Below are 23,709 nucleotides of genomic sequence, written 5' to 3'. Positions count from 1 at the left end.
GGTTTTGTCACTTTTACAATTGTCTTTAATTCGTAGAAATAGTTGCTGTTCTCATTCCAATTGGTCTGTTAGAATAAATGAAGTAACAGAATATTTTATACATAAAGGACGGGGTAGGGATGAGAAAGCTGCATTTGCTTATGGCAGCTATGGGAGCATCAATTTTTTTGCTGTTGACAGCATGCGGTTCCAATGGTGTACCTGATGCGAAAAATTGGGACCTTGAAGATTTCAATTACATTGATCAGGAGGGGAAACCTTTCTCAAAAAGCGATCTTAAAGGAAAGGTCTGGGTAGCGGATTTTATATTCACAAGCTGCGAAACTGTCTGTCTCCCCATGACTTCGAATATGACGAAGCTGCAGCAGCAATTGAAGGATGAAGGCATTACGGATGTAGAATTCGTTTCATTTTCCGTGGACCCGGAAATTGACAAACCTGATATTTTAAAAACGTATGGAGACCAATTCAATGTGGATTACGGCAATTGGCACTTTCTGACGGGTTATGGGCAGGATGAAATCGAACAGTTTGCATTGGATAACTTTAAAACGATCGTCAAAAAACCAGAAGCAGAAGATCAGGTGATTCATGGGACCAGCTTTTTTCTAATTGATCAAGAAGGAAAGATCATCATGGATTATACAGGTCTGCAGGATATTCCCTTTGACCAAATCATTAAGCATATTAAAATTTTACAGAATTATTGAACAGGTTAAATGACCTGTTCTTTCTGTTTTCATCCAGCCTTTAATATGATTTCACTAAATCGTTGGCGATGGTGAAAATGAGGCAATTTGTTTTTGAAGAAACAGCGGGAACGAAGAATGATTTTGCATGCTCAGTACATGCTAATTTTTATAGGACTAGCTTTAAATCACTGCATTTTTCATATCGTATAGTTAGGGTTAGAAGTACAATGAAGGTATATTGTTTGCAATCTTACGTTTTCTGCATGATATAATGTATGGGTAGGAAGGTGAGGGTCATGGGATACAGAATCACCTGTCTTTTCATATGCCTAGTTTGGATCTCAGGCTGCGGTCAAAGTGAAACAGTCTCAAATCAGCCATCTGTTCAGCAGAAAAGCATAGTTGAGCTGAGTAAAAAGGAAACCATTCCTGCCAGCTTTTTTCCGGACCCTGTGAAAATCGTATCGATTGGCGATTCCTTGACTCAAGGTGTCGGTGATAGTAAAGATAATGGCGGGTATTTGCCGTATTTACAAAATAAGCTGGAAAAAGAACCATCGATTATTTCCGTTGAGATGATTAATCATGGCATACGTGGAAATAGGACCGACCAACTATTGAAAAGACTGGATAAAGCTAGGATTAAAGAAGACATAAAGCAAGCTGACTCGATTGTCGTCACAATCGGTGGAAATGATATCATGAGGGTCTTTAAGCAGAATTTCTCGAACTTGGAACTGAATCAGTTTGATTCGGCAAAAATAGGGTATGAAAAAAGATTAAGGCAGATACTTGATAAGGTTCGTTCCGAAAATGATCATGCGCAAATTTATCTAGTGGGCGTCTATAATCCTTTTTCCAAATGGTTCGCAGATTTTTATGAACTAGATATGATCATGAATGATTGGAATGAAAGCGGAAAAGAAATTATCGAAGAATATGATTCAGCCTATTTTATTGAAATAGCAGACATTTTCGAGAATTCAGAAGAAGATTTGCTGTATGCCGAGGATTATTTTCACCCAAATGACCGCGGATATGAATTAATCGCGACAAGAATCTATAATGATATGGATATTACCACTATCGGAAAGGATACATTGGAAGCGAGTGCCAAAGGAGATGATGACCAAGAATGACAAATGTCAAATGGAAGACTTTGTTTATTTCCCTATTAGCTCTAAACATCCTGGTCATCCTGTTTGTAACGATTTTAGTTAATCTGCCGACTAAAGATAAAGAGTTGATACCCAAAGTAAGCCGCGAAGAAGATATTCAATTTCAAATTCACACGAATCGGGAAGATTTGACAAGATTAATCAACCAGTATTTGGATAAAGAGGGATTGACGGGATCTATTCACTATGAAGTGTATTTAACGGATGAAGTCGAGTTATATGGAACAATGCCATTTTTCAACCGTGAAGTGGAAATGAAATTGACTTTTGAACCAATTGCCCAAAAGAATGGGGATTTGATCCTAAAGCAAAAATCAATTGCAGTCGGGCAAATGAACCTTCCTGTTTCATATGTAATGAATTTAATAAATGAACGTTATAATATGCCGGATTGGGTTAGCATCAGTCCCAATGACGAAAGTATTTATGTGTCATTACAGGATATGGAACTGAAAAGCGATGTTAGGGTGAAGGCGAAAGAATTCGATCTAAAACATGATGATATTTCATTTTTATTGACCATCCCATCATCATTGCAGTGATCGTGAATAAATGGACAAAAAACCAGGATCGTCGCATCCTGGTTTTTTGTCCATTTATGGAGAGAGCGTAAGGGTTTCTAGTGAGGATGATTTCCGATACGATCCGATTATATAAATGGTTGAGGGAGTATTTTCTTGGAAAGCCTTGTTTGGCAAAGGGAATACGATCTCTTTTGTCCCAGCTATCCTCACTTCGAAGTCTACTATCATCGGCTGAATATTAAGATATTCGCTTTCTTTCCCGAAATGGAGTCGATCAAAAACGACATCTCCATCTTTGATGGCAATATCCAATGAGCGTATATCATGTGAAAGCTGGATGAATCGAACCTTTGCTTCATTTGGAGGAACAGTTGGATTATCTTCAAAATGTAACATTTTCAACGATTCAGCAGCCAGGGTAGTTGCTAAGGCAATGGTATAGGGATTCCCGCTTTCGAGAGCCACTATACAGCTTAAAAGAGGCATGGTGGTTTGCCCGCTGCGGTATATATCCAATTGGTACTTGGCAGGGGGCAGTGGTAAATAACCATTGTTCTCTTTATATGAGAAATTTTTGAGGATACACATTTCATTTACATAAACATCAAATGAGGGAGCTTTTGGGGCAGCATGTAAAAAGCGTACTTGTGCAGGCAGCAGGACATTCATTTGTTCATTTCTAAATTGTTGTGTTGATTTTTCGAGGCTTTTCAAATGCTTATGGTTATAATAATCATGCAATTGCGGATCGATGTTTTTATAATAAGACGATAGTAAATCATATGTTATGGAGTTTTGTGAATATGATTGTTTATCGCTCATTTCCAATCCCCCTCATATTTCCGTATGTTCTTATCATATGTTTTTATGCTTGGGCGTGTGTCTCTCATTTAAAAACGGAAGGGATCATTTTCGTGAAAAGGGTCGATCAGCATAATATTTTACAGGGTAATGTAAAAGCGTTAAAATGCATTCAATGGATTGTTTGTAAAAAAGGAGGATTTTCATTTGACAAAGCAATTAGAGAAAGCAACATTCGCAGGTGGATGTTTCTGGTGCATGGTGAAACCGTTCGATGAACAGCCTGGCATCGAATCCGTTATCTCTGGCTATACAGGCGGGACTACGGAAAATCCCACGTACAAAGAGGTTTGTTCTGAAACGACGGGACATTATGAAGCTGTTCAGATCACCTTTGATCCAAACGTATATCCATATGAGAAGATAATCGAGTTATTCTGGCAGCAAATTGACCCGACAGATGCTGGGGGGCAATTTTATGATCGGGGAAGTTCTTATCAAACGGCCATTTTTTATCATGATGAAAACCAACGAGAAATTGCAGAAGAATCCAAATCTAAGCTGCAGGCGAGCGGCAAATTTTCCGGACCGATCGTAACTCCGATTTTAGCAGCCAAAATGTTTTATCCAGCCGAGACTTACCACCAGCATTATTATAAAAAGCAACCTGAGCATTATGAAAGATATTCGATTGGCTCAGGACGCAAAGCATTTATACAACAACACTGGGGGGAAGAAAATGAAAAGTAAAGAAGAATTAAAACAAAAACTCACTCCGATTCAATATGAAGTCACGCAAAATAATGGAACGGAACCAGCATTTAACAATGAATTTTGGAACTTGAAGGAGGATGGATTATATGTCGATATCGTTTCAGGTAATCCACTTTTTACTTCAAAGGAAAAGTTCGATTCAGGCTGCGGGTGGCCAAGCTTCACTAAACCGCTTAACGAAGAGGAAGTCGTGGAAAACCTCGATACGAGTTATGGTATGAGACGGATCGAGGTTCGCTCAAAAATTGCCGATTCTCATCTGGGTCATGTTTTCAATGATGGGCCGGGACCGTCGGGATTACGCTATTGCATCAATTCTGCTTCATTAAGGTTCATCCCGCTCCAAGATCTTGAAAAAGAAGGATACGGAGAATACAAAAAGCTTTTTGATTGACTGGAAAACCCCCTATCAGATAATGATAGGGGGTTATTTATTGAGTAATATTCAATCTGTGATGATTGATGCGATCCGGACATAAGGAATTGTGGTAAGTTCCATTGCTTTAGTCCTGCCAATCACCTCAAAACGGACAGTATGTGAACCGGGACGGAGCCCGTTTGTGACAAATAAATATCTTTCACGGGCAAATGGCCACCACGTATTCAAAGTCGTGATTTCATTTCCATCGATCCATACATTCACTTCCCCGCCATCAGGACTTCTAAGAAGTTTCACACCAAGCATACTTCCCTTGAAATTATATTCAATCACACTGCCCTTTTCACTACTAGTGAAATAGCCGCCCCTTGGACGGAAACCACTCATTTTTTCATAGTGGTCAATTTCCGATAATTCAAACCCAGAACGGGCATGAAGCTTAGATGGAAGACCTGCTACAGCCTTCTCCTGTTTGATGTTATCCAGGAACCGTTCATAAATGGCATCAGCATATAATTTATAACCAAGCCCATTTGGATGAATCAAATCTCTGGTCAGCTGTTTTTCCGTATATCCTGAATCTTTGAATATTGGTCGCATATCCACATTCGTTGCACCATAATGTTTGGATAAAATTCCAATAGCAGATGCAAATTCCTCATATTTCAAGGAACTCTCTGTTATTGTGAATAATTCAGCGTTAGGGTGGAGACGTTTTGTCTTTCTCATTAACGCTTCATATGTCATGGTAAAATCATCGACATTCATATATTTGCGATCATTTTCACCAAAAACGAAAAAAATCAGATCTTTATGATCATGCTCCCTTCTTTGGGAAAGCTTGAATAGACCTTCAAATGCAGTGGCTCCGCTTTGGACCACATAGTCTCCGTGTAAAGGAATGCCATTGGTTTCATTCATCTTATTTTCTAACTGTTTGAACCATGTTAGATAAGGCTTCTCAGCTCCCGACCCTCTTCCGATGCTGTCTCCAATAACGAGATACTGAATGGGCTGGCCTGTTTGGAATTTTTGATAAACATTTACCGAATCATCTGATCCATATGTTTTAGGAACTTTTTGAAGGATATAGCTGATTAGAAGGATTGTGGCGATTGCAGCGAAAGGGATGAAGGATTTTGCGCTTGTTTTCAATTATGTTCCCCCGTATTAACCTTTTATGTATCTAACTGGGTATGAGATAGCTAAAAGAGGCTAAGAATAGTTTTTTCCTTATTATATCCCAATTTTAAAGTAACACAATAAAAATGAAACGTTTTTTGACATTTTTCATGGTTCCTTTTTATTTTTCAGCCATTGAATGATAAACGGTGATGAAGATGTTGATTGAAGCTTTTTTTAAAATCAAGAAAAATAGGCAAATGCACAGACCAAGGCGGGCGTATTGACATATGGTAAGGTGTAAAGAGAAATCAGAATTCTAAAAGGAGTGAAACTTAATGTACGGATATGGTGGAAATGTTGCAGGACCAGGGTACGGTTATGGTGGAGGTGGATACGGCGGCGGTTGCGGATTTGGATCAGGCTTCGCATTAATCGTTGTCTTGTTCATTCTATTGATTATTATCGGAGCTTCATTCTGCTGCTAATTGAATAACCAAAAGACCAGTTGAAAAAGCTGGTCTTTTCTTTATGCTAGATGTAAGGAAAATGGTGGCATTAACGGTGTCCCTTTCTGATTCCAGGGCAGTTGGCTAAAAAAGGCATGGATAAATCCAGGAATCATCGGACAGGCGATACATAACCATTCCTTTTTCCAATCCTGATACTGGCACAAAGGGAATGAAGGGAAAATGCCATTGAAGTGAAAAGCCAGGCCAAAGGTTTTGCAAGGAAAGTAAGTTGTGTGAATGACATACCTACCATAAGGGTCTTGGTTTTTCTTTGTTCACGATTTCTGCTAAAATAGCGACAGAATGTAATTCATTTAGGGGGATATAGATATGAAACCTTCCCGTTTGCAAGCAGGGGATGAAATTCGCGTAATTGCTCCTTCAAGAAGCTTGGCGATTGTCAAAGGAGAACAACGCAGATTGGCAGAAGAAAGATTGAATGAGCTTGGTTTTAAAGTGACATATGGAAAAACGGCTTTGTTCCATGATGACTTTTTCTCGAATTCGATTGAAGACCGGATCGAGGATTTACATGAGGCTTTCAGGGATCCGAATGTGAAGGGGATTTTTACAGCCATCGGGGGATATAACGCTAACCAATTGCTACGGTATATCGATTATGATTTGATTAAGGAAAATCCAAAAGTGTTGATCGGATATAGTGATATAACCGCAATTTTATTGGCCATTTATAATAAAACAGGCTTAACTACATATTCAGGTCCCCATTTTTCGACGTTCGGGATGAAGGCTGGTCTGGAATATACAATGGAATATTTTAAAAAGGCTGTAATTGAAAGTGAAGACTTTTATCTTGATCCAAGTAAAACGTGGAGTGATGATTCTTGGCATTTGGAACAGGATGATCGAACTTTTCACCCAAATGCTGGATATATGGTCATTCAGGAAGGTGACGCGGCTGGGACAATCGTTGGAGGGAACCTTTGTACGCTCAATCTATTACAAGGTACAGAGTACATGCCTTCATTAAAGGACAGCATCCTTTTCATAGAAGATGATGAAGAAAGCCATCCTTTCAGTTTTGATCGGGATTTACAATCCTTGCTCCATCAGCCAGGTGCAAGTGGGATTAAAGGAATCGTCATCGGCCGTTTTCAAAAGGATTCAGGAATGACTGAATATGCTTTGCAGGAAATCATTGCTGCCAAAAGGGAGATAAATGGCATCCCTGTCATCGCTAATGCCAATTTTGGACATGTTCATCCATTCGTAACGGTGCCGGTTGGTTCAAAAGCGGTAATGAAAGTGAAGAACGGAAAAGCGACGATCAAAATCCATTCATGACACACAGTTTGAGGACGCCGTTCAAAAAGTGGACGGTGTTTTAATCTGTTCGGGATTTGTATGAATATATTTTGCGTTTTGGTGTATTTTAGGATTCTTTCCTCTTGTCAGCCCTGGAAAATGTACTATTTTACAAGCATTATTAGGGAATATGAGTCTTATAGTTCAAATTCTATATTTTTCTGATATAATACTAAGAGATTTAAAATAGAAAAGGTGATTATGTGTTATTAACAATTCCCGCATCCATTCGTCTAGAAGGGGCTTTGGCCGAGTATAATAAAAAAGGCCGTGTGAGCCATACATGCTTCGTTTGTAACGAAGACACTTCTAATGGGGATGCAAGTAACTTGAACTACTATAAGTTAGGAACTAAAAAAGTTTGTCATTCCTGCATGAAAAATGTTTTGCGTCATCCGTCTTTAAAAGAGTATGAATATGTACATACTTCAGTTATCGATAAAACTGCTTTTTATAAAAATGTGCTGGCTGTTTTAAAGGATGAAAGTTTTTTGGAGTCAATTCGTAAAGAAAAACTAAATAGCGCATTGTAAGAAAAAAGTGTATCTCTCGCGGATACACTTTTTTTGTCGCCATTTTTTGGATATCCTCCATGAAACCAAGAAATTTATCCATTTACATGCTTTGGTCAATTTCCTTAGCAAGATTGACTTCATCTGGACATACACTTTACTATATTGCATTTGTTTTTTTGAGAAGGAGTGTGTGGGCTAATGGAGCAGTCGTCATTGATCAAACCGGTCCTGGGAGGAGCCTATCCGACTATCAGCCATGGTCAGGGAGTGTTTTTATACGATAAAGCAGGAAAGGATTACCTAGATGCTTCTTCCGGTGCTGTTACAGCCAATATTGGCCATGGGGTCCAGGAGATCATAGAAGCGATGGTAAAACAGGCTAAACAGGTTTCATTTGTGTATCGTTCCCAATTCACCAGCGATGCTGCGGAGAAACTTGCCGGAAAAATTTCAGAATTGACCAAAGGGGAACTGACATACAGCTTTTTTGTAAACAGCGGCTCCGAAGCGACTGAAACGGCATTGAAAATTGCCATCCAGCATTGGCAGGAAAAAGGGAAGCACAAGAAACAGAAAATCATATCGAGGTGGATGAGCTACCACGGCATAACGATGGGAGCTCTTTCCATGTCTGGCCATCCGATTCGCCGGGAACGATTTACTCCTTTGCTTGAATCGTATCCTTCCGTATCACCTCCATATTGTTACCGGTGTCCACTTCAACTTGATCCACATACGTGCGGAATGGCCTGTGCTTCGGAATTGGAAGCATCAATCCGGCGTATTGGCAGTGAAAATATAGCGGCGTTCATTGCAGAACCTGTTATTGGAGCAGCCGGAGGGGCCATTGTTCCTCCTGATGGTTATTTTCGAAAACTCAAGAAAATCTGCGAAGACAATGATATTTTATTCATTGCCGATGAAGTGATGACCGGATTTGGACGTACAGGGAAGATGCTTGCTTCTGAATATTGGGATGTGGAACCTGATATCGTAACTTTTGGTAAAGGGATGAGTGGGGGATATACCCCGATAGCTGCCGCAGTAATGACCAAAAATGTGATGGAGCCAATAATGAAAGGATCGAAGTCAATAATAGGAGGCCATACGCTTAGTGCAAATCCGTTATCGTGTGCGGTGTCTTTGGCCGTTTTAGAATATATCGAAAGAAATGAACTTGTCGAAAAATCAGCCGATAGAGGGACTTACCTGATTAGGGGCTTGAAAAAGTTGGCAGGGAAGTATTCCTTTGTCGGTGATATTCGCGGGAGAGGTTTATTGATTGGCATCGAATTTGTCCAGGGAAAAGATACGAAGGTCCCATTTCCGAAGGAGGCTGACGTGACCAATGAAATTATCGAATTGGGAATGAGGAATGGGATACTTCTTTATCCCGCAGCAGCAGGACTTGACGGTGTAACCGGGGCCGCCATTATCATCTCCCCGCCTTTAACGATATCGGAAGAGGAGTGTGCTGAATTGTTAATGAGAGTCGATATAACTTTTGGGCAATTTAATGAATCGATAGGTAAACGGCCATCACAACAAGGAAGTGAGCGATAGTGGTGGAAAATACATTCCAGAAGATTTGTCGTTTGGAGGATGTCCGCCATCACTTTCAAGATGATCAGTCCATCATGTTTGGGGGGTTCGGTGGCATAGGGACGCCCCCGGGATTGATCAATCTAATTTTGGAATCAGGCATAAAGGATTTAACTTTGATAGGAAATGATACAGGTTTCCCTGATATTGGAATCGGAAAACTGGTCACCCAACGCCGTGCTAAAAAAATCATCGTTTCCCATATCGGTTCCAATCCAAATGCAGGACTATTAATGAATAATGGAGAACTCGAGGTGGAGTTCTCTCCGCAAGGGACACTTGTTGAACGCATCCGGGCCGGAGGGATGGGACTAGGTGGGATATTGACTGATATTGGAATAGAGGCCGATATTGTCCGGGAAGGCAAGCAAACCGTAAACCTAGGTAAGAAAAATTATCTGGTGGAACAGGCATTAACTGCAGATATTGCCATTGTTTATGCAGAAAAGGCAGATCCTTATGGCAATCTAATATTTGATAAAAGTGCCAGGAACACGAATCCAATCGTTGCTGCGGCCGGACAAATCACTATAGTCGAAGCGATGCAAATCGTTCCGCTTGGCTCTTTGGATCCAGAGGATATCATTGTTCCGGGTGCCTTTGTGGATTATATCATTCCATCAAAAGGAGTCGATTGGAAATGGGTTTGGGAACCGAAGATAGAAATAGAATAGCGAAACGGGCAGCAGCAGAAATATGCGATGGGATGCTGGTCAATTTGGGAATTGGCATTCCATCACATGTACCGAATCATCTTTTGAATGACCATAAAGTGATGTTTCATGCTGAAAATGGCCTTGTGGGTATTGGCAGTACTCCCGAAACGGGGAAGGAAGATGCGCATCTTTGCAATGCTGGGGGACTGCCGATCACCATTAGAGCCGGGGCTTCTTACTGCGACAGTACTGTTGCATTTGGGATGATACGGCGCGGCAGGGTGGATATCTCGATTCTAGGTGCCCTTCAAGTAAGTCAAGCGGGGGATCTCGCTAATTGGATTGTACCGGGAAAGCGGGTGCCAGGCATGGGCGGTGCCATGGAACTGGCTGCAAAGGCAAAAAAGGTCATTGTCTTGATGGAACATAACGATAAAACGGGCATGTCAAAATTAGTGAAAAAATGTACGTTACCGTTAACTGCCAAGAAATGCGTACATATGATCATCACCGAATTAGGCGTATTTTCCGTAACTTCGGAGGGCCTTCTATTAACTGATGTATTTGATACGTCCAGCATTCAGGAAATCAGGAATCGGACCGAAGCCTCGTTTACCGTCACTGAAAACATCCATATTTTAAAAGAATGAGAGAGGAGAATGGGTATGTATGAGGAAAAAATAAGAACATGGTTGAATGAACATCGGATGAATGGGGTCCAGCTTTTGCAAAAACTGGTTCAGGAACCGAGCAAAAGGGGGCAAGAAGGGAGTGCACAAGCCATAGTGGTCGAGAAATGCAGACAACTTGGTCTAGAAATAGATCTTTGGGAAATCGGGGATGAACAATTAAGAAAACATCCCCATTTTTATTGCGACCGCAGGGATTTTAAAGGAAATCCAAACCTTGTGGCTATTAAAAGGGGAACAGGCAAGGGGAAATCTCTTATTTTAAACGGACATATTGATGTGGTTCCTGAAGGAGATCATGCAGCATGGCACGATGAACCCTATAGCGGCAAGTTAATAGACGGGAAAGTTTTCGGGCGGGGAACTACGGATATGAAAGGCGGCAATGTATCTTTATTGCTGGCCATTGAAGCGATCGTCGAATCTGGTATCCAATTGAAGGGAAATGTGATATTCCAGAGTGTGATTGAAGAGGAAAGCGGTGGTGCCGGCACACTTGCGGCAGTCTTACGGGGGTACAAAGCTGATGGTGCAATCATTCCGGAGCCTACAAATATGAAACTATTCCCTTTGCAGCAAGGTTCGATGTGGTTTCGGCTGAGAATAAAAGGCAAGTCTGCACATGGAGGCACGAGGTATGAAGGTGTCAGTGCAATAGATAAAGCGGTTGGTGTAATGAATGAAATCAAGAAGCTTGAACAAGAACGGAATGAGTCACTCCATCATTCACTCTATAAGAATGTCCCTATCCCCATTCCAATCAACATAGGAAGCATTCAAAGCGGGAATTGGCCTTCCTCCGTGCCGGATACAGCCGTTCTGGAAGGTAGATTCGGCATCGCCCCGACAGAAACCATGGAAGAGGCACAAAAATCGCTGAAGGAGCGAATAGATGCTTTAAACCAGAATGATGAATGGTTCAAAGAAAAACCTATTGAATTAGAATGGTTTGGTGCCAGATGGCTGCCTGGCAATCTCGAAATAAATCACCCGCTCATGAAGACAATTGGCACATACTATGAAAAAGTGGCAGGGGAAAAACCGCTTGTCGAAGCGTCCCCTTGGGCGACGGATGGAGGGTATCTTTCATTGGTTGGCTCTACCCCCGTAGTTGTGTTTGGACCAGGGGAAACGAAGATGGCCCATGATTCGAACGAATATATAGAGGTGGATAAAATGATGGAGGTTGCGGAAATCATCGCATTGACCATTATTGAATGGTGTGGGGTGGACCAGCAATAATCATTTTCCCCAAGGTCTGATTCCAGGAAGGGTCAGGCCTTCCGCAACAATTATTGAAGATGTGAAAGGAGTGGGACAAATGGAGGCTGGAATCATTGAAAAAAGAATTCAAAAGCCAAGGTGCACCATACATATTACGATCGACCATTTTAATAAGCGATTAAGGGTTGACGATTATCTAGGTCATTTTCAAGAATGCGTGGAGGAATCTTTGAAGGTGGCTAAGAGCATATCAGCAGAAAAAATCATCATCAAGTCACGCAAGGAAAATGTCATGGCATTGCTTGCTCAGGGCTTTCTATATGAAGGAAGCATCGATAAATTCTTTTTGGGAAGCGATTGTTTCTTTCTTGTTAAGTATAACCGGAATGAAAGGCGCAACAGTGCAGAATGGGAAAAGGAAGATCAAATCCTTACCGATGTTCAGAATTTGCCTATAAAATCAGGAATAGATGATCCGCCGTCAGTCTATCAAGGCCGTAAAGCAGAAGTGACCGATGCACTTCAATTGGCCCAATTGTATGCGAAGGTTTTCGAAGTGTATCCCACACCGATGAATGATCCGGTATATGTGAAAAAGTGCATGGAAATGGGAACGGTTTTTTATATTTATATCCATCAAGAGAGGATCGTCAGTGCTGCTTCCGCAGAAATTGATTCCTTTTACCATAATGCAGAAATCACTGACTGTGCGACACTGCCGGAACATCGGCAGTACGGCTTGATGAAACACTTGATTTCTGCACTTGAAGACTATCTTATTTCACATGGAATATATTGTATCTATTCGATTGCCCGGTCGCTCTCATTCGGAATGAATGCTGCATTGCATCAGCATGGATACTCGTACCGCGGACGTTTGGCCAACAATTGTTACATTTTCGATAAACTGGAAGATATGAACCTTTGGGTGAAAAATTTTACCTGAATGCTCATTTTTAGGCGGGTCATGACAAGTTTTTGGCATTTCCTCATATACATCTAGCAAGAGGGACTTAAGGAGGGATATCTTGCCAAGTGAATTTTTAAATACAAGTGAAGTTTTGGAAGCGATATTAGAAACCATTGATGAAGGCATTCATGTGATAGATCCAAAAGGACAGACCATCTTTTATAACGGTGTGGCGGCCAATCATGATGGGATGAAAAGAAGTGAGGTGCTGGGGAGACCGTTGCTTGAAGCCTTCCCTTCTTTGAATCACAAATCATCGACTTTACTCCGGGTCATTAAATCTGAAAAACCAATCTACAACTATAGTCAATCGTATGTAAATGCACATGGGCGTATCATTGAGACGCTAAATACGACGCTCCCCATATATGTGGATGGGTTTATGATAGGTGCAATAGAAATTGCCAAGGATTATTCGAGCTTGAAGCAATTATCTGAAAGGTTAGCTGACCTGGAAAGCTCGCTCAAGACGATTAAAAGTCCTGAAAGGAAAACGCCTGGGAGCGCCGGGTTGTATTCTTTCACTGAAATCGTGACAAGTGATACTGGGTTTAAAGATTTGATATCACAAGGGAAAAAGGCTGCCCGATCCTCCTCATCGGTATTGGTTTATGGGGAAAGCGGTGTAGGTAAAGAGCTCTTTGTTCAAAGCATCCACCAGGATTCGAGCCGCAGTAAAGAACCATTCATCGCGCAAAATTGTGCGGCCTTACCAGAAAATTTGTTGGAATCGCTTCTATTCGGTACCGCAAAAGGAAGCTACACTGGTGCTATGGAACGCCAGGGATTGTTTGAATTAGCCAATGGCGGAACCTTGTTTTTGGATGAATTGCAATCGATGCCGATTGACTTGCAGGCGAAGCTCCTGCGTGTGCTTGAAGATGGGTTCATCAGGAGGATAGGCGGTACAAAGAGTGTACAGGTGGATGTCAGGATCATGGCAGCGATGAATATAGATCCTAAGAAAGCCGTATCGGAAAACAGGCTAAGGCCGGATTTATTTTACCGATTGAACGTATTGAGCTACGAGCTGCCTCCGCTAAGGGAGCGGATTGTTGATATAGAGCTACTTACTGAACATTTCGTATCCATATTTAACAGTAAAATGGGACTGTCCATAAAAGGCATGGAGGAGGAGACAAAGGTTTTTTTTCGGAAATATCATTGGCCAGGAAACGTAAGGGAGCTTAAACATACGATAGAATTCATGATGAACCATACGGAGACTGATGTTTTGAATCTTGAAGATTTACCCCAGTTTTTAAAGAAGCGCATCACTTCCTCATCAGAAAAAATTCTTCCGCTTCGTGAGGCCATGATCGAGATGGAAACGAAATTGATCACCGAGGCCCTACTTCAAACGAACGGTAACGTTTTCCAGGCATCGAAGCTTTTGCAAATTCCAAGACAGACCTTGCAATATAAAATAAAAAAACATATTTGAATGGAAAAAAATCCGGATGCAGCCAGCAGTCCGGTTTTTTTTATGGACCTTCGAATTTTTGGGTCATTTTGGCACCCTTCTTGCATTTAATACTACTATCATAACTCAGGAGGTATAACCATGTTATTTGACTTATATAAGCCAGATCGCAATTGGAAAGATATAGAGCTATGGAAAGATGTAACCGAAGAACAATGGAACAACTGGCTGTGGCAGCTTACGAATACGATCCGAACGGTTGATGATTTGAAAAAAGTGATAAACCTGACTCCGGATGAAGAGGAAGGTGTGAGGATTTCCACAAAAACCATTCCATTGAATATCACCCCATACTATGCTTCGTTAATGAATAAAGATGACCCAAGGTGTCCAATCAGAATGCAATCGGTCCCGATCTCGGAAGAAATGCATAAAACCAAATATGACATGGAAGACCCCCTTCATGAGGATGAGGACTCCCCTGTGCCGGGACTGACCCATAGATATCCGGACCGCGTACTTTTTTTGGTGACGAATCAGTGCTCCATGTACTGCCGTTATTGTACACGAAGACGCTTTTCAGGCCAAATTGGCATGGGCGTACCAAAAAAACAATTGGACGCTGCAATCGGTTATATACGTGAGACACCGGCAGTTCGGGATGTTCTTATTTCCGGCGGGGACGGATTATTGATCAATGACACGATCCTTGAATACATCCTCAAAAACTTAAGGGAAATTCCACATGTTGAAATAATCAGGATAGGTACGCGTGCTCCGGTTGTTTTTCCTCAAAGAATCACTGAAAATTTATGTGTCATTTTAAAAAAGTATCATCCGGTTTGGCTTAATACCCATTTCAATACCTCGATAGAAATTACCGAGGAGTCAAAGAAAGCATGTGAGATGCTTGCCGATGCAGGTGTACCGGTGGGCAACCAGGCAGTTATTTTAGCGGGGATAAATGACAGTGTCGCAATCATGAAAAAGCTGATGCATGATCTTGTTAAGATCCGTGTCCGCCCTTACTATATTTATCAATGCGATCTATCGGAAGGCATCGGTCATTTCAGAGCCCCCATTTCAAAAGGGATTGAAATCATCGAAGGGCTCCGGGGCCATACGTCCGGGTATGCTGTACCTACCTTCGTCGTCGATGCTCCAGGAGGGGGAGGGAAAATAACACTGCAGCCGAATTATATCCTTTCACAATCTCCAACAAAAACGGTGCTGCGCAATTTTGAAGGTGTGATCACCACATATCCAGAACCTGAGCAATATACACCAGGACTTGCAGATGATTATTTCAAAGGGGTGTACCCTGATATGGAAGAAAAACAGTCAGATATAGGTGTATCGGGTTTAATGAACGACAAGCAATTCAATTTAGTGCCCGAAGGGCTGAAGCGAATGAATCGACGGGAAAATTACGTGACCAACCCAGAGCATGCTTCATTGAAAAACCAACGTGAAAAGCGAGATCTGTTAAAAGAAAAGAAATTCCAGGCACAGCAAAAAAAGGGTACTCCAAAGGGGGATGAATAACATGGAGACGTGTCCATGGTGTGAGGAAGGGAAGCTTACATCAGTAAAGGGGACCGTGTATTGGGAACTGCCGGATGGTACGAGGGCGATTGAAATTACGGAAACCCCTTCATCTCATTGTGAGAGTTGCGATGCTCTTTTCCAGAGTGATGAAATAGTGAAGGAAATTGAAAATCAACTATTTTTAATTGATTCGAAACAACTTGAAAAACAAACGAAGTACAGTGAGCTAATGAACATGAAAAGGCTGTTGAAACGTAATTACTTTGACTTTTAGTGGCAGGGTGTATCACATATATGAATAAATCCCCTCATTTTTGACGGAACAGTGTAAACCGCTATTTCTATCTTAGATGAAGGGGTTTTTCCCTTTCACAAAATGAAAGCCTCCGGGTAATTTTGATAATAAGATTTTGAAGTCATCCTTCAATACTCTGCGTGTTTTTAAGCGGCTTGGGTATGTGATTGAAGAAGTAGGTTAAACAAGATTGAAGCACTCCTTTCCTTTATCGAATCATGAAGAACTAATTCGTTAATGGTAAAAAAAATTCTTGAAAGGGAGTCCGATATTTAAGAGTAATTCCGTAAAATATCTAATGCATTTTATGTTGAAAAATCATGGATTTCACAAAATGAGGAAGGAAAAACCAAATTGAGTTTAAAAAAAGTGGACGGAAGTGAAAGTTTCCGATATATTAAAGCAGAAATCATAGTTATTTGAGGGGGGGCTCGACATCATGAGACCATTTTATATATATTTAATGAAGTTTCGACAGCCAAAGGAAATTGATGCAATCACTAAATTTGCCAATCATGCCTATGAGGATCATGGCTTCCCAAAACAATCGACTGATTATAATGAACTGAGCACTTATTTAGAATTGAATGCAGACTATTTAGAAAGTATGTCAGTATTCGATAATGCATGGGAAGAATATGTTCAAATAGAAGAAGGGCTCCAATTGGGAGATCAGGAATAGGGAGGATCGGAAGGATGCTTAAAAGCCTTCAAACCCGAATTTTGCTTTATTCTTTACTTATAGCAAGTGTTCCGCTTCTGATATTGGGGCTCATTTCCTATGGATCACAAAGGTCCCTGCTGGAAAAGGAAGCCAAAAACTCCCTGAATGCAGGTTCACAGAATATAGTAAATGAAACATACAGTTATTTGAACGAACGGATCAGTGATGTGAAGTTAATGAGTGCAAATTCGGTAATCATCAATCCTGGCTATTCAAAAGAAGAGAAGTCAGATGAACTAAAAAAGTTTATCGATGCAAAAGGAAATTATTATGGTGTCATGCATTTAGATATGGAAGGCAATGTCATTGCAGATACATCCAATAAAATGATTGGGGACAACCTAGCGAAGAAAATATGGTTCAAAGAGGCCATAGAGGGTCATGAATTCCTTTCTGACGTATATAAAACCCGTGCTTACTCAGAACCAATAATAGCTCTGAGTGCGCCGGTATATGATAATGCAGGGAAAATGATCGGTGTCGTATCTCCAGTTTTCCGATTGGAAGGACTTTGGGAGATGATGGGGAAAAAGGCTAATGAAATTAGCGATAAATACCCAGTGAACTTTTTCATGATCAATCAAGAAGGTATCATGATTTCGAAAAAAGACCCGCATGGCGTCATGCAGGATTCTGCCTTGAAGGAAATGGGATTAACGAAAGATAAGCTAATGGAAGCTTCGTTATCGGATGAATTGTACAGTGCAGAGAATGGGGAAAAAATATATTCCATCCAGCTTGTCCATACGATAGCAGAAACGGAGAATAAATGGTTTGTTGTTGTGGGTGCCGATAAGAAACAAGTGTTTCAGCCTTTGAATGATCTATTAACACGGTACCTGACCATCTACAGCATCGTTTTTGTTTCTATCATTCTAGCTGTCTATTTACTAACAAAGTCTCTCGTGAGGCCAGTTCAAGAGCTTGTCGAGGCGACAGAGGATTTCATTGGAGGAAAGGAATTCATCATTTCCGACAAAAGAAGCTTCGAGGAAATGGAAAAATTGAACCTTGCCTTTCTAAGGATGATGGAAACGATAGAAGATCGTGAGAAGGAAATCGTCCGTACGGAAAAATTGAAATATGTTGGCCAGCTTGCTGCCGGTGTCGCCCATGAGATCAGGAATCCACTGACGACAATAAAGGGCTTTTTCCAACTTTTGAAGAGCCAGGATCATGATAAAACATTAATTGAAAAATATAGTGATGTCATGCTTCATGAAGTGGATAGGGTGAATGTATTCGTGACACAACTTCTTGATTTGGCAAAACCACATCAATTGGAATGGGAGAAAATCGATTTAAAGTTTTTCCTTGATGAACTTATAGATACCTATACGGCCTCAATTCCGAGTTCTCATGTAAGAATAATTAATGGGGTGACACAATCCGTCATTGTTTATTCAGACAGGAACCGGTTAAGGCAGGTTCTCTTGAATGTCTTGAATAATTCTTGTGAAGCCATTGAAGCAAGGGGACAGATTGAAGTGCAACAGACTTCGGTGTCCCAATATGTAAAATTAGTGATAAGTGATGATGGAAAAGGCATCAGACCCGAGAATCTAAAAAATATCGGTATGCCCTTTTATACCACCAAACCGGAAGGAAATGGATTAGGTGTGGCCACGTGCATTCAGATAATGGAGGAATTAAAAGGGAAATTCCAAATTGAGAGCGTCCGCAACGAAGGAACGAAAGTGACGCTCATCATCCCCACTGCGAACCGTCTCATTAAATGAGGCGGTTTTTGGTTGTAGTGCCCTTTAATAAATGGGCAGGTTACTTATCTAAATGAGCAAAATGCCCTCTCATTTCCATTAACCTCCATGTTTGTTTGTGCATATAATTTACTAATCAAACGATAAGGACCATATTGGGGGATGTCTCTTATGGGCAAAAAAAAACAGCCGAAATTTAAATTAGGCGATACAGTCGTAATAACAATGTATGGGACAGTCGGGAATATAACCGATGTGAAATTTCTCGATGGTGCTTATGTGTATGAAGTGAACTATAGTGAAGGTCTTTATATCGAAAAAACATTGCAATCGATAAATGAATATGAAGGTGAAATCCTTTATCAAAAAGAGCAAATAGATATTGAATATAAATATTTATTAGGTGACTTGGTCCAGGTGGATGGTTATGAACAGGATTATTTCAAGATTATCGGCTATCGAACGGAAATTTGGCGCTATAAGGAAAATGCCTGGGAGGATGTAATCTATGAGTTATCAAGAATCTCGGATGGTGAATGGCTTGAAGCGCATGAAGAAGAACTGACTTTGATAGCCGATGCTAAACGTGCAGATGGAATCATTAAAAAGTTGGGCCTGCTCCTTCCTAAAAAGAAAAATGAGCTTGCTATCATTGCTAAACAAAACAACCCTGGTAAAGGTGAGCGAGATATGACAATGACAAAAAATGAAAAAAAGGAAATGATTGATGGACTGTTGGATTTATATAATGATTATTGTAAGCTATACGAACATTTTGGCGATGATGAATATCGTCATATCATGAAGATTGCCCTCGCTAAAATTGAAAAAGCGGCAGAGGAAATTTATCCAGATCATAAAAAGAAGCAAACGAAGTGAAAGGTATCCCAAACTTTTTAATGGGCAATTTCCAAATTTCCTATTGAAGCTTCCTTTCAAATTGAACACGAATAGGACCATGATAACTATAGGCCCTTCAAATGATTTTCCATTATGGGATGCCTTACTGGTATATTTGTCTCTACACATTCATAGACCTTTAAATAAGGGGGCGATGATTTGCGAGAAATTGAGGTTTTTATTGATACAGAAGAGATAGCGGAATTCTTTTTTCAAGAATTGATAAGACGGGGCTATCTTCCAACAGAAGCTGAAGTTGAAGATCTTGCTGACATCACATTCGAATATCTTCTTGAAAAATGCATAATTGATGAAGAAGTCGATGAGTAACCGTCATATGACGGTTAGCAGCTTCCTTTCCCATAATTTTATTAACCATTAAAAAAGACGGCGGACCTCCGCCGTTTTGTTTGCGGTTTAGAGTAAGGGTACTAAAAGTCTTTTCGTGATTTCCAGTTTTTCAAGTTCTAGGATAAGGTTCAATTTTCCTAACTTGTGGTTGATATGGTATAGTAGTTTTTGAATATCATTTCAACCACAAGTTAAGGAGGACATAGTCGTATGAGCGTACATATTGGTGCAAAAGAAAATGAAATTGCGGAAACGGTCTTACTTCCTGGAGACCCGTTGCGTGCAAAATATATTGCTGAAACATTTTTAGAGGATGCTAAACTTTATAATGAAGTTCGAAACATGTTTGGATACACAGGGACATATAAAGGGAAACGAATTTCTGTACAAGGTACAGGCATGGGTGTCCCGTCCATTTCGATTTACGTGAATGAATTGATGAATAGCTATAATGTCCAGAAGTTGATCCGTGTGGGAACTGCAGGAGCTATTCAAAAAGATGTAAAAGTCAGGGATGTGATCCTTGCCATGAGTGCGTCCACCGATTCCCAAATGAACCGCATGACTTTCGGCGGAGTGGATTTTGCCCCAACCGCAGATTTCGAATTACTAAGAAAAGCTTATGACGCAGGTACGGCTAAGGGGTTGCAATTGAAGGTCGGTAATGTATTTACTGCCGATCAGTTTTATAACGATAATAGTGAATTGGAAAAATGGGCAAAATACCAAATCCTTGCGATAGAAATGGAATCAGCAGCCCTATACACGCTTGCTGCTAAATTTGGCCGCCAAGCTTTATCTGTATTAACCATTTCCGATCACATCTTAACCGGTGAGGAAACTACGTCGGATGAGCGCCAGTCAACTTTTAACGAAATGGTTGAAGTGGCATTGGAAGCTGCTATCCAGGACTGATAATTGGATGTAAATGATAGGCGGGTGACCAAGAATAGTGATGCTGTATAATGACAGTTGGGATACAGGCTCATTTATTCATTGGTATCCGCATTTTTGTAATGTCAGGAGATGCCTGTTGCCAGTGGAGCAATCTCTATATTTAACGTTTGCGAAGGGTAAAAAATACATATGGACATAAGTTGTTATTTTTGATAACTATTATTTTTCGATTGGCATGAAAGCTGATAAAATAGAAAGAAATCGTTTATATCGTCATGAAGAATGAAAGTGGTGAGGCTTCAGTGGAAGAAGAAAATCAAAAACAGCCAAAAGAGGCAGGGAAATTCATTAAAATAAAGAAGTTTACGTTCATTATGGGGATTTTCTTAGTCATATTTCTAACTGCAGGGATTACTACAATAGCCTTGACCTTTGGAGATGAAAAAGTAGAGTCATTAGCACCGGATAAACATTCGGAATTTGAAAAGCTGTATTCTACATACGATACGATAAAAGATAACTATTATGAAGAGATTGATCAAGATAAGCTGGTTGACGGGGCAATTAATGGAATGATCAAATCATTGGATGATCCATACTCTGCTTATATGGATAAAAAGGAAGCTTCGAGCTTCCATGAGAGCATCTCTTCATCTTTTGAAGGAATCGGTGCTGAGATTCAGGAGCAGGATGGACAAATCATGGTCGTCTCACCGATAAAAGGATCCCCGGCAGAAAAGGCTGGGGTAAAACCGAATGATATCATCTTAAGTGTGGACGGTAAAAGCGTTGAAGGACTAAGCTCTTCTGAAGCTGTCCTGAAGATCAGGGGCGAAAAGGGAACGAAAGTGGATTTATCCATCTCAAGAGCTGGTGAGCAGGAACCGATTGAGCTCACCATTAAACGGGATACAATTCCGATTGAAACGGTTTACGCGGAAATGCTTGATGATGGAGTTGCAAAAATTCAAGTGACCAGTTTTTCCGAACATACAGTCCAAGAGCTGAAAACGGCGCTTGAAGACATGTCGAAGAAGGATATGAAGGGTCTCGTATTGGATTTGCGGGGTAATCCAGGGGGACTTCTTGACCAAGCAATAGAAATGGCAAGCCTGTTCGTACCTAATGGTAAAGTGGTCCTTCAAGTTGAGGAGCGCAGCGGGAAAAAAGATGTCTATAAATCGAAGAATGATGGAGAACTGAAGATCCCGGTAGTCGTGTTGATTGATGATGGAAGCGCCAGTGCTTCTGAAATCGTTGCAGCGGCTGTCAGTGAGTCTGCGGACATTCCATTGATTGGTGTCAAGTCATTTGGGAAAGGAACCGTACAAACTGCCCAAGACTTTGAAGATGGATCTAACTTCAAATATACGGCAGCTAAATGGTTGACTCCTGAAGGAAATTGGATTCATAAAAAAGGGATCAAGCCTGATATTAATGTGAAGCTTCCTGATTATGCCAGCCTTCCATACATTTCGCCTGATAAGGAATTGAAAGCATCCAATTCCTCGAGTGAAGTGAAAGCAGCTGAAGAGATGCTGAAGGAAGCGGGCCATGATCCAGGTAAGATAGATGGATTCTTTGATGAAGCTACCACGAATGCGGTCATAGCATTCCAAAAGGAACAAAAAATTAAAGAAACTGGCACGATTAAAGATGATACTACCGTGAAATTGATGCAGGTCATCCGTGAGAAAATCCTTAAGAACGACACACAAGTAAAAAAAGCGGTAGAAGTATTAAAGAAAGAAATCAAATAAATGATTTTGCCCGAAAAGCCGGCCAACGATTATCGTTGGCCGGCTTTTTTGTCGTTTAATGCATAGAATTCCAACATTAGGTGGAGAATAGGGGTAATTTTCCAATGAGGTGAGGTAATGAAAGAAAAGGTACTGTTCATATATCTATTGATCTTGATTCTGGCAGGCTGCACCTATGCCCCTTTACCCAAACAAAATGGAAATGCAAGTACGGAAAAAAAACTAACCAAAGAAGAGAACCAGGAAAGCGTAAAAACTTTTCTGTTTATTGGAGTTGATACAAGGGGAGAGAAAAAATCTCGATCAGATGCGATTATCCTTGCAAAATACTTTCCTGAGCAGGAGAAACTGAAGCTGGCTTCCATTATGCGTGATAGTTATGTGAAAATCCCCGGGAGTAAATCAAGATACAACAAAATAAATGCAGCTTATTATTATGGTGGAAGGGAACTGCTCAAGAAAACCATACAGGAAAATTTCGGTGTCAAGGTCGATTATGTAGCGGTAATTGACTTCCAGGGATTTGTGAAGATGGTCGATTTACTTGCACCTGAGGGGGTAGCGGTGAATGTAGATCAGGAAATCATTGATGATATGAGCATTCAAGCAAGCGTCGGTAAAAATGTTTTACATGGTGAGCAAATATTGAAATATGTCCGTTTTAGACATGACGATGAAAGTGATTTTGGAAGGGTAGAGCGTCAACAAGAAGTAATGGTTCAATTAAAAACAGCGTTTATAAATCAAATCTCATCTTTCGAAGGGATGGTAGCCCTTCCTAGTATCATCGAACAGGGACTATCTTATTTGGATACAGATATTGGATTGAAAACAATAATGGAGATGGGTCCAAAAGTTGTCATCCATACACCGGACACTGTCGAAACCTTAAGGATTCCGGTGGAAGGAAGCTTTAAAGATGAAATATATCCCCAGTCCGGAGCCGTTTTGGAAATGGACTACACTAAAAATAAGAAGGCACTTCAGGAGTTCTTTTTAAAATAACAAGAATTCCCCATTGTAATTGGTTATCGAAAACAACCTTATATTAAGAGAATATGATCGTCTCACTTAAAGTATTGTAGTATGAACCTCGCAAGAATACTTATTCGATCATCTTTAAAAAACG

General features: G+C 40.6%; 25 protein-coding genes. 23 read left to right on the top strand and 2 right to left on the bottom strand.

Features of this window, described 5'->3' with window-relative positions:
• Nucleotides 1-119 precede the first annotated feature (119 nt).
• From IOC57_RS19160 to IOC57_RS19150, 3 genes are all read left to right on the top strand, one after another.
• Nucleotides 120-710, top strand: coding sequence for an SCO family protein (locus IOC57_RS19160; RefSeq protein ID WP_207440192.1), 591 nt, complete (start codon nucleotides 120-122; stop codon nucleotides 708-710).
• Nucleotides 711-988: 278 nt separating this feature from the next.
• Nucleotides 989-1,831, top strand: coding sequence for an SGNH/GDSL hydrolase family protein (locus IOC57_RS19155; RefSeq protein WP_207440191.1), 843 nt, complete (start codon nucleotides 989-991; stop codon nucleotides 1,829-1,831).
• On the top strand, nucleotides 1,828-2,412 hold the full coding sequence (locus IOC57_RS19150) for a YpmS family protein (protein WP_207440190.1): 585 nt from the start codon (nucleotides 1,828-1,830) through the stop codon (nucleotides 2,410-2,412). Before IOC57_RS19155 ends, IOC57_RS19150 begins: the two co-directional genes overlap by 4 nt.
• Nucleotides 2,413-2,466: 54 nt before the next feature.
• Here IOC57_RS19150 and IOC57_RS19145 read toward each other — a convergent pair whose 3' ends face one another.
• Nucleotides 2,467-3,216: a DUF4397 domain-containing protein gene (locus IOC57_RS19145; RefSeq protein ID WP_207440189.1), complete on the bottom strand. Its 750-nt coding sequence runs from the start codon at nucleotides 3,214-3,216 to the stop codon at nucleotides 2,467-2,469.
• Nucleotides 3,217-3,453: 237 nt separating this feature from the next.
• On the opposite strand from IOC57_RS19145, the gene msrA reads away from it, so the two are divergent.
• Together msrA and msrB are read left to right on the top strand one after the other, a co-directional pair.
• A complete protein-coding gene (gene msrA / locus IOC57_RS19140) occupies nucleotides 3,454-3,945 on the top strand; it encodes a peptide-methionine (S)-S-oxide reductase MsrA (protein WP_207440201.1) in 492 nt (163 codons plus the stop codon).
• A complete protein-coding gene (gene msrB, locus IOC57_RS19135) occupies nucleotides 3,935-4,363 on the top strand; it encodes a peptide-methionine (R)-S-oxide reductase MsrB (protein WP_207440188.1) in 429 nt (142 codons plus the stop codon). The genes msrA and msrB overlap by 11 nt, the downstream gene beginning before the upstream one ends.
• Nucleotides 4,364-4,414: 51 nt before the next feature.
• Here the strand turns inward: msrB and IOC57_RS19130 are convergent, their stop codons facing one another.
• Nucleotides 4,415-5,503: an SGNH/GDSL hydrolase family protein gene (locus tag IOC57_RS19130; RefSeq protein ID WP_207440187.1), complete on the bottom strand. Its 1,089-nt coding sequence runs from the start codon at nucleotides 5,501-5,503 to the stop codon at nucleotides 4,415-4,417.
• Nucleotides 5,504-5,808: 305 nt separating this feature from the next.
• Here IOC57_RS19130 and IOC57_RS19125 point away from each other — a divergent pair, with 305 nt between their 5' ends.
• From IOC57_RS19125 to IOC57_RS19040, 18 genes are all read left to right on the top strand, one after another.
• Nucleotides 5,809-5,958, top strand: coding sequence for a YjcZ family sporulation protein (locus IOC57_RS19125; RefSeq protein ID WP_207440186.1), 150 nt, complete (start codon nucleotides 5,809-5,811; stop codon nucleotides 5,956-5,958).
• 354 nt (nucleotides 5,959-6,312) lie between these two features.
• Complete coding sequence (locus IOC57_RS19120; RefSeq protein WP_207440185.1) at nucleotides 6,313-7,287, top strand: S66 peptidase family protein; 975 nt, start codon at nucleotides 6,313-6,315, stop codon at nucleotides 7,285-7,287.
• 224 nt (nucleotides 7,288-7,511) lie between these two features.
• Nucleotides 7,512-7,841 carry a hypothetical protein gene (locus tag IOC57_RS19115; protein WP_207440184.1) on the top strand — a complete coding sequence of 110 codons (330 nt, stop codon included), beginning with the start codon at nucleotides 7,512-7,514 and terminating at the stop codon, nucleotides 7,839-7,841.
• Between the two features lie 180 nt (nucleotides 7,842-8,021).
• Nucleotides 8,022-9,386 (top strand): aspartate aminotransferase family protein, encoded by a 1,365-nt coding sequence (locus tag IOC57_RS19110; protein WP_207440183.1) that lies wholly within the window; start codon nucleotides 8,022-8,024, stop codon nucleotides 9,384-9,386.
• Nucleotides 9,387-9,388: 2 nt separating this feature from the next.
• Nucleotides 9,389-10,099, top strand: a complete 711-nt coding sequence (locus IOC57_RS19105; RefSeq protein WP_207440200.1) for a 3-oxoacid CoA-transferase subunit A — start codon at nucleotides 9,389-9,391, stop codon at nucleotides 10,097-10,099.
• Complete coding sequence (locus tag IOC57_RS19100; protein WP_207440182.1) at nucleotides 10,066-10,731, top strand: 3-oxoacid CoA-transferase subunit B; 666 nt, start codon at nucleotides 10,066-10,068, stop codon at nucleotides 10,729-10,731. The genes IOC57_RS19105 and IOC57_RS19100 overlap by 34 nt, the downstream gene beginning before the upstream one ends.
• 9 nt (nucleotides 10,732-10,740) lie before the next feature.
• Nucleotides 10,741-12,012: a peptidase gene (locus IOC57_RS19095; RefSeq protein WP_207440181.1), complete on the top strand. Its 1,272-nt coding sequence runs from the start codon at nucleotides 10,741-10,743 to the stop codon at nucleotides 12,010-12,012.
• 79 nt (nucleotides 12,013-12,091) lie between these two features.
• Nucleotides 12,092-12,940 (top strand): putative beta-lysine N-acetyltransferase, encoded by an 849-nt coding sequence (gene ablB, locus IOC57_RS19090; protein WP_207440180.1) that lies wholly within the window; start codon nucleotides 12,092-12,094, stop codon nucleotides 12,938-12,940.
• Nucleotides 12,941-13,022: 82 nt separating this feature from the next.
• A complete protein-coding gene (locus tag IOC57_RS19085; RefSeq protein WP_207440179.1) occupies nucleotides 13,023-14,408 on the top strand; it encodes a sigma-54 interaction domain-containing protein in 1,386 nt (461 codons plus the stop codon).
• Between the two features lie 120 nt (nucleotides 14,409-14,528).
• Nucleotides 14,529-15,932: a lysine 2,3-aminomutase gene (gene kamA / locus IOC57_RS19080; RefSeq protein WP_207440178.1), complete on the top strand. Its 1,404-nt coding sequence runs from the start codon at nucleotides 14,529-14,531 to the stop codon at nucleotides 15,930-15,932.
• 1 nt (nucleotide 15,933) lies between these two features.
• Nucleotides 15,934-16,209 carry a YokU family protein gene (locus IOC57_RS19075; RefSeq protein WP_207440177.1) on the top strand — a complete coding sequence of 92 codons (276 nt, stop codon included), beginning with the start codon at nucleotides 15,934-15,936 and terminating at the stop codon, nucleotides 16,207-16,209.
• A 460-nt stretch (nucleotides 16,210-16,669) separates the two neighbouring features.
• A complete protein-coding gene (locus IOC57_RS19070) occupies nucleotides 16,670-16,912 on the top strand; it encodes a YozE family protein (protein ID WP_207440176.1) in 243 nt (80 codons plus the stop codon).
• 14 nt (nucleotides 16,913-16,926) lie between these two features.
• Nucleotides 16,927-18,693 (top strand): ATP-binding protein, encoded by a 1,767-nt coding sequence (locus IOC57_RS19065; RefSeq protein ID WP_207440175.1) that lies wholly within the window; start codon nucleotides 16,927-16,929, stop codon nucleotides 18,691-18,693.
• Nucleotides 18,694-18,843: 150 nt separating this feature from the next.
• The gene (locus tag IOC57_RS19060) at nucleotides 18,844-19,551 is read left to right on the top strand and encodes a hypothetical protein (RefSeq protein ID WP_207440174.1); all 708 of its coding nucleotides are present in this window, start codon (nucleotides 18,844-18,846) and stop codon (nucleotides 19,549-19,551) included.
• A gap of 180 nt (nucleotides 19,552-19,731) precedes the next feature.
• Nucleotides 19,732-19,902, top strand: coding sequence for a YozD family protein (locus IOC57_RS19055; protein WP_064505166.1), 171 nt, complete (start codon nucleotides 19,732-19,734; stop codon nucleotides 19,900-19,902).
• Between the two features lie 231 nt (nucleotides 19,903-20,133).
• Nucleotides 20,134-20,838 carry a purine-nucleoside phosphorylase gene (gene deoD, locus IOC57_RS19050; protein ID WP_207440173.1) on the top strand — a complete coding sequence of 235 codons (705 nt, stop codon included), beginning with the start codon at nucleotides 20,134-20,136 and terminating at the stop codon, nucleotides 20,836-20,838.
• A gap of 284 nt (nucleotides 20,839-21,122) precedes the next feature.
• The gene (locus IOC57_RS19045) at nucleotides 21,123-22,580 is read left to right on the top strand and encodes a lmo1851 family serine protease (RefSeq protein WP_309487735.1); all 1,458 of its coding nucleotides are present in this window, start codon (nucleotides 21,123-21,125) and stop codon (nucleotides 22,578-22,580) included.
• A gap of 117 nt (nucleotides 22,581-22,697) precedes the next feature.
• The gene (locus IOC57_RS19040; RefSeq protein WP_207440171.1) at nucleotides 22,698-23,585 is read left to right on the top strand and encodes an LCP family protein; all 888 of its coding nucleotides are present in this window, start codon (nucleotides 22,698-22,700) and stop codon (nucleotides 23,583-23,585) included.
• Nucleotides 23,586-23,709 lie beyond the last annotated feature (124 nt).

This window comes from Bacillus sp. SD075 (assembly GCF_017355165.1).
Lineage (GTDB): Bacteria > Bacillota > Bacilli > Bacillales > DSM-1321 > Peribacillus.
This window is presented reverse-complemented; position numbering and strand designations above follow the sequence as displayed.

Bases quoted from the DNA above. Each gene is read 5' to 3' on its own strand.
- IOC57_RS19125 (WP_207440186.1), top strand. From the start codon at position 5,809: ATGTACGGATATGGTGGAAATGTTGCAGGACCAGGGTACGGTTATGGT.
- IOC57_RS19145 (WP_207440189.1), bottom strand. From the start codon at position 3,216: ATGAGCGATAAACAATCATATTCACAAAACTCCATAACATATGATTTA.
- IOC57_RS19095 (WP_207440181.1), top strand. From the start codon at position 10,741: ATGGGTATGTATGAGGAAAAAATAAGAACATGGTTGAATGAACATCGG.
- IOC57_RS19155 (WP_207440191.1), top strand. From the start codon at position 989: ATGGGATACAGAATCACCTGTCTTTTCATATGCCTAGTTTGGATCTCA.
- ablB (WP_207440180.1), top strand. From the start codon at position 12,092: ATGGAGGCTGGAATCATTGAAAAAAGAATTCAAAAGCCAAGGTGCACC.
- IOC57_RS19120 (WP_207440185.1), top strand. From the start codon at position 6,313: ATGAAACCTTCCCGTTTGCAAGCAGGGGATGAAATTCGCGTAATTGCT.
- IOC57_RS19070 (WP_207440176.1), top strand. From the start codon at position 16,670: ATGAGACCATTTTATATATATTTAATGAAGTTTCGACAGCCAAAGGAA.
- deoD (WP_207440173.1), top strand. From the start codon at position 20,134: ATGAGCGTACATATTGGTGCAAAAGAAAATGAAATTGCGGAAACGGTC.
- IOC57_RS19075 (WP_207440177.1), top strand. From the start codon at position 15,934: ATGGAGACGTGTCCATGGTGTGAGGAAGGGAAGCTTACATCAGTAAAG.
- IOC57_RS19100 (WP_207440182.1), top strand. From the start codon at position 10,066: ATGGGTTTGGGAACCGAAGATAGAAATAGAATAGCGAAACGGGCAGCA.
- IOC57_RS19160 (WP_207440192.1), top strand. From the start codon at position 120: ATGAGAAAGCTGCATTTGCTTATGGCAGCTATGGGAGCATCAATTTTT.
- msrA (WP_207440201.1), top strand. From the start codon at position 3,454: ATGGTGAAACCGTTCGATGAACAGCCTGGCATCGAATCCGTTATCTCT.
- IOC57_RS19040 (WP_207440171.1), top strand. From the start codon at position 22,698: ATGAAAGAAAAGGTACTGTTCATATATCTATTGATCTTGATTCTGGCA.
- IOC57_RS19150 (WP_207440190.1), top strand. From the start codon at position 1,828: ATGACAAATGTCAAATGGAAGACTTTGTTTATTTCCCTATTAGCTCTA.
- IOC57_RS19060 (WP_207440174.1), top strand. From the start codon at position 18,844: ATGGGCAAAAAAAAACAGCCGAAATTTAAATTAGGCGATACAGTCGTA.
- IOC57_RS19110 (WP_207440183.1), top strand. From the start codon at position 8,022: ATGGAGCAGTCGTCATTGATCAAACCGGTCCTGGGAGGAGCCTATCCG.
- kamA (WP_207440178.1), top strand. From the start codon at position 14,529: ATGTTATTTGACTTATATAAGCCAGATCGCAATTGGAAAGATATAGAG.
- IOC57_RS19065 (WP_207440175.1), top strand. From the start codon at position 16,927: ATGCTTAAAAGCCTTCAAACCCGAATTTTGCTTTATTCTTTACTTATA.
- msrB (WP_207440188.1), top strand. From the start codon at position 3,935: ATGAAAAGTAAAGAAGAATTAAAACAAAAACTCACTCCGATTCAATAT.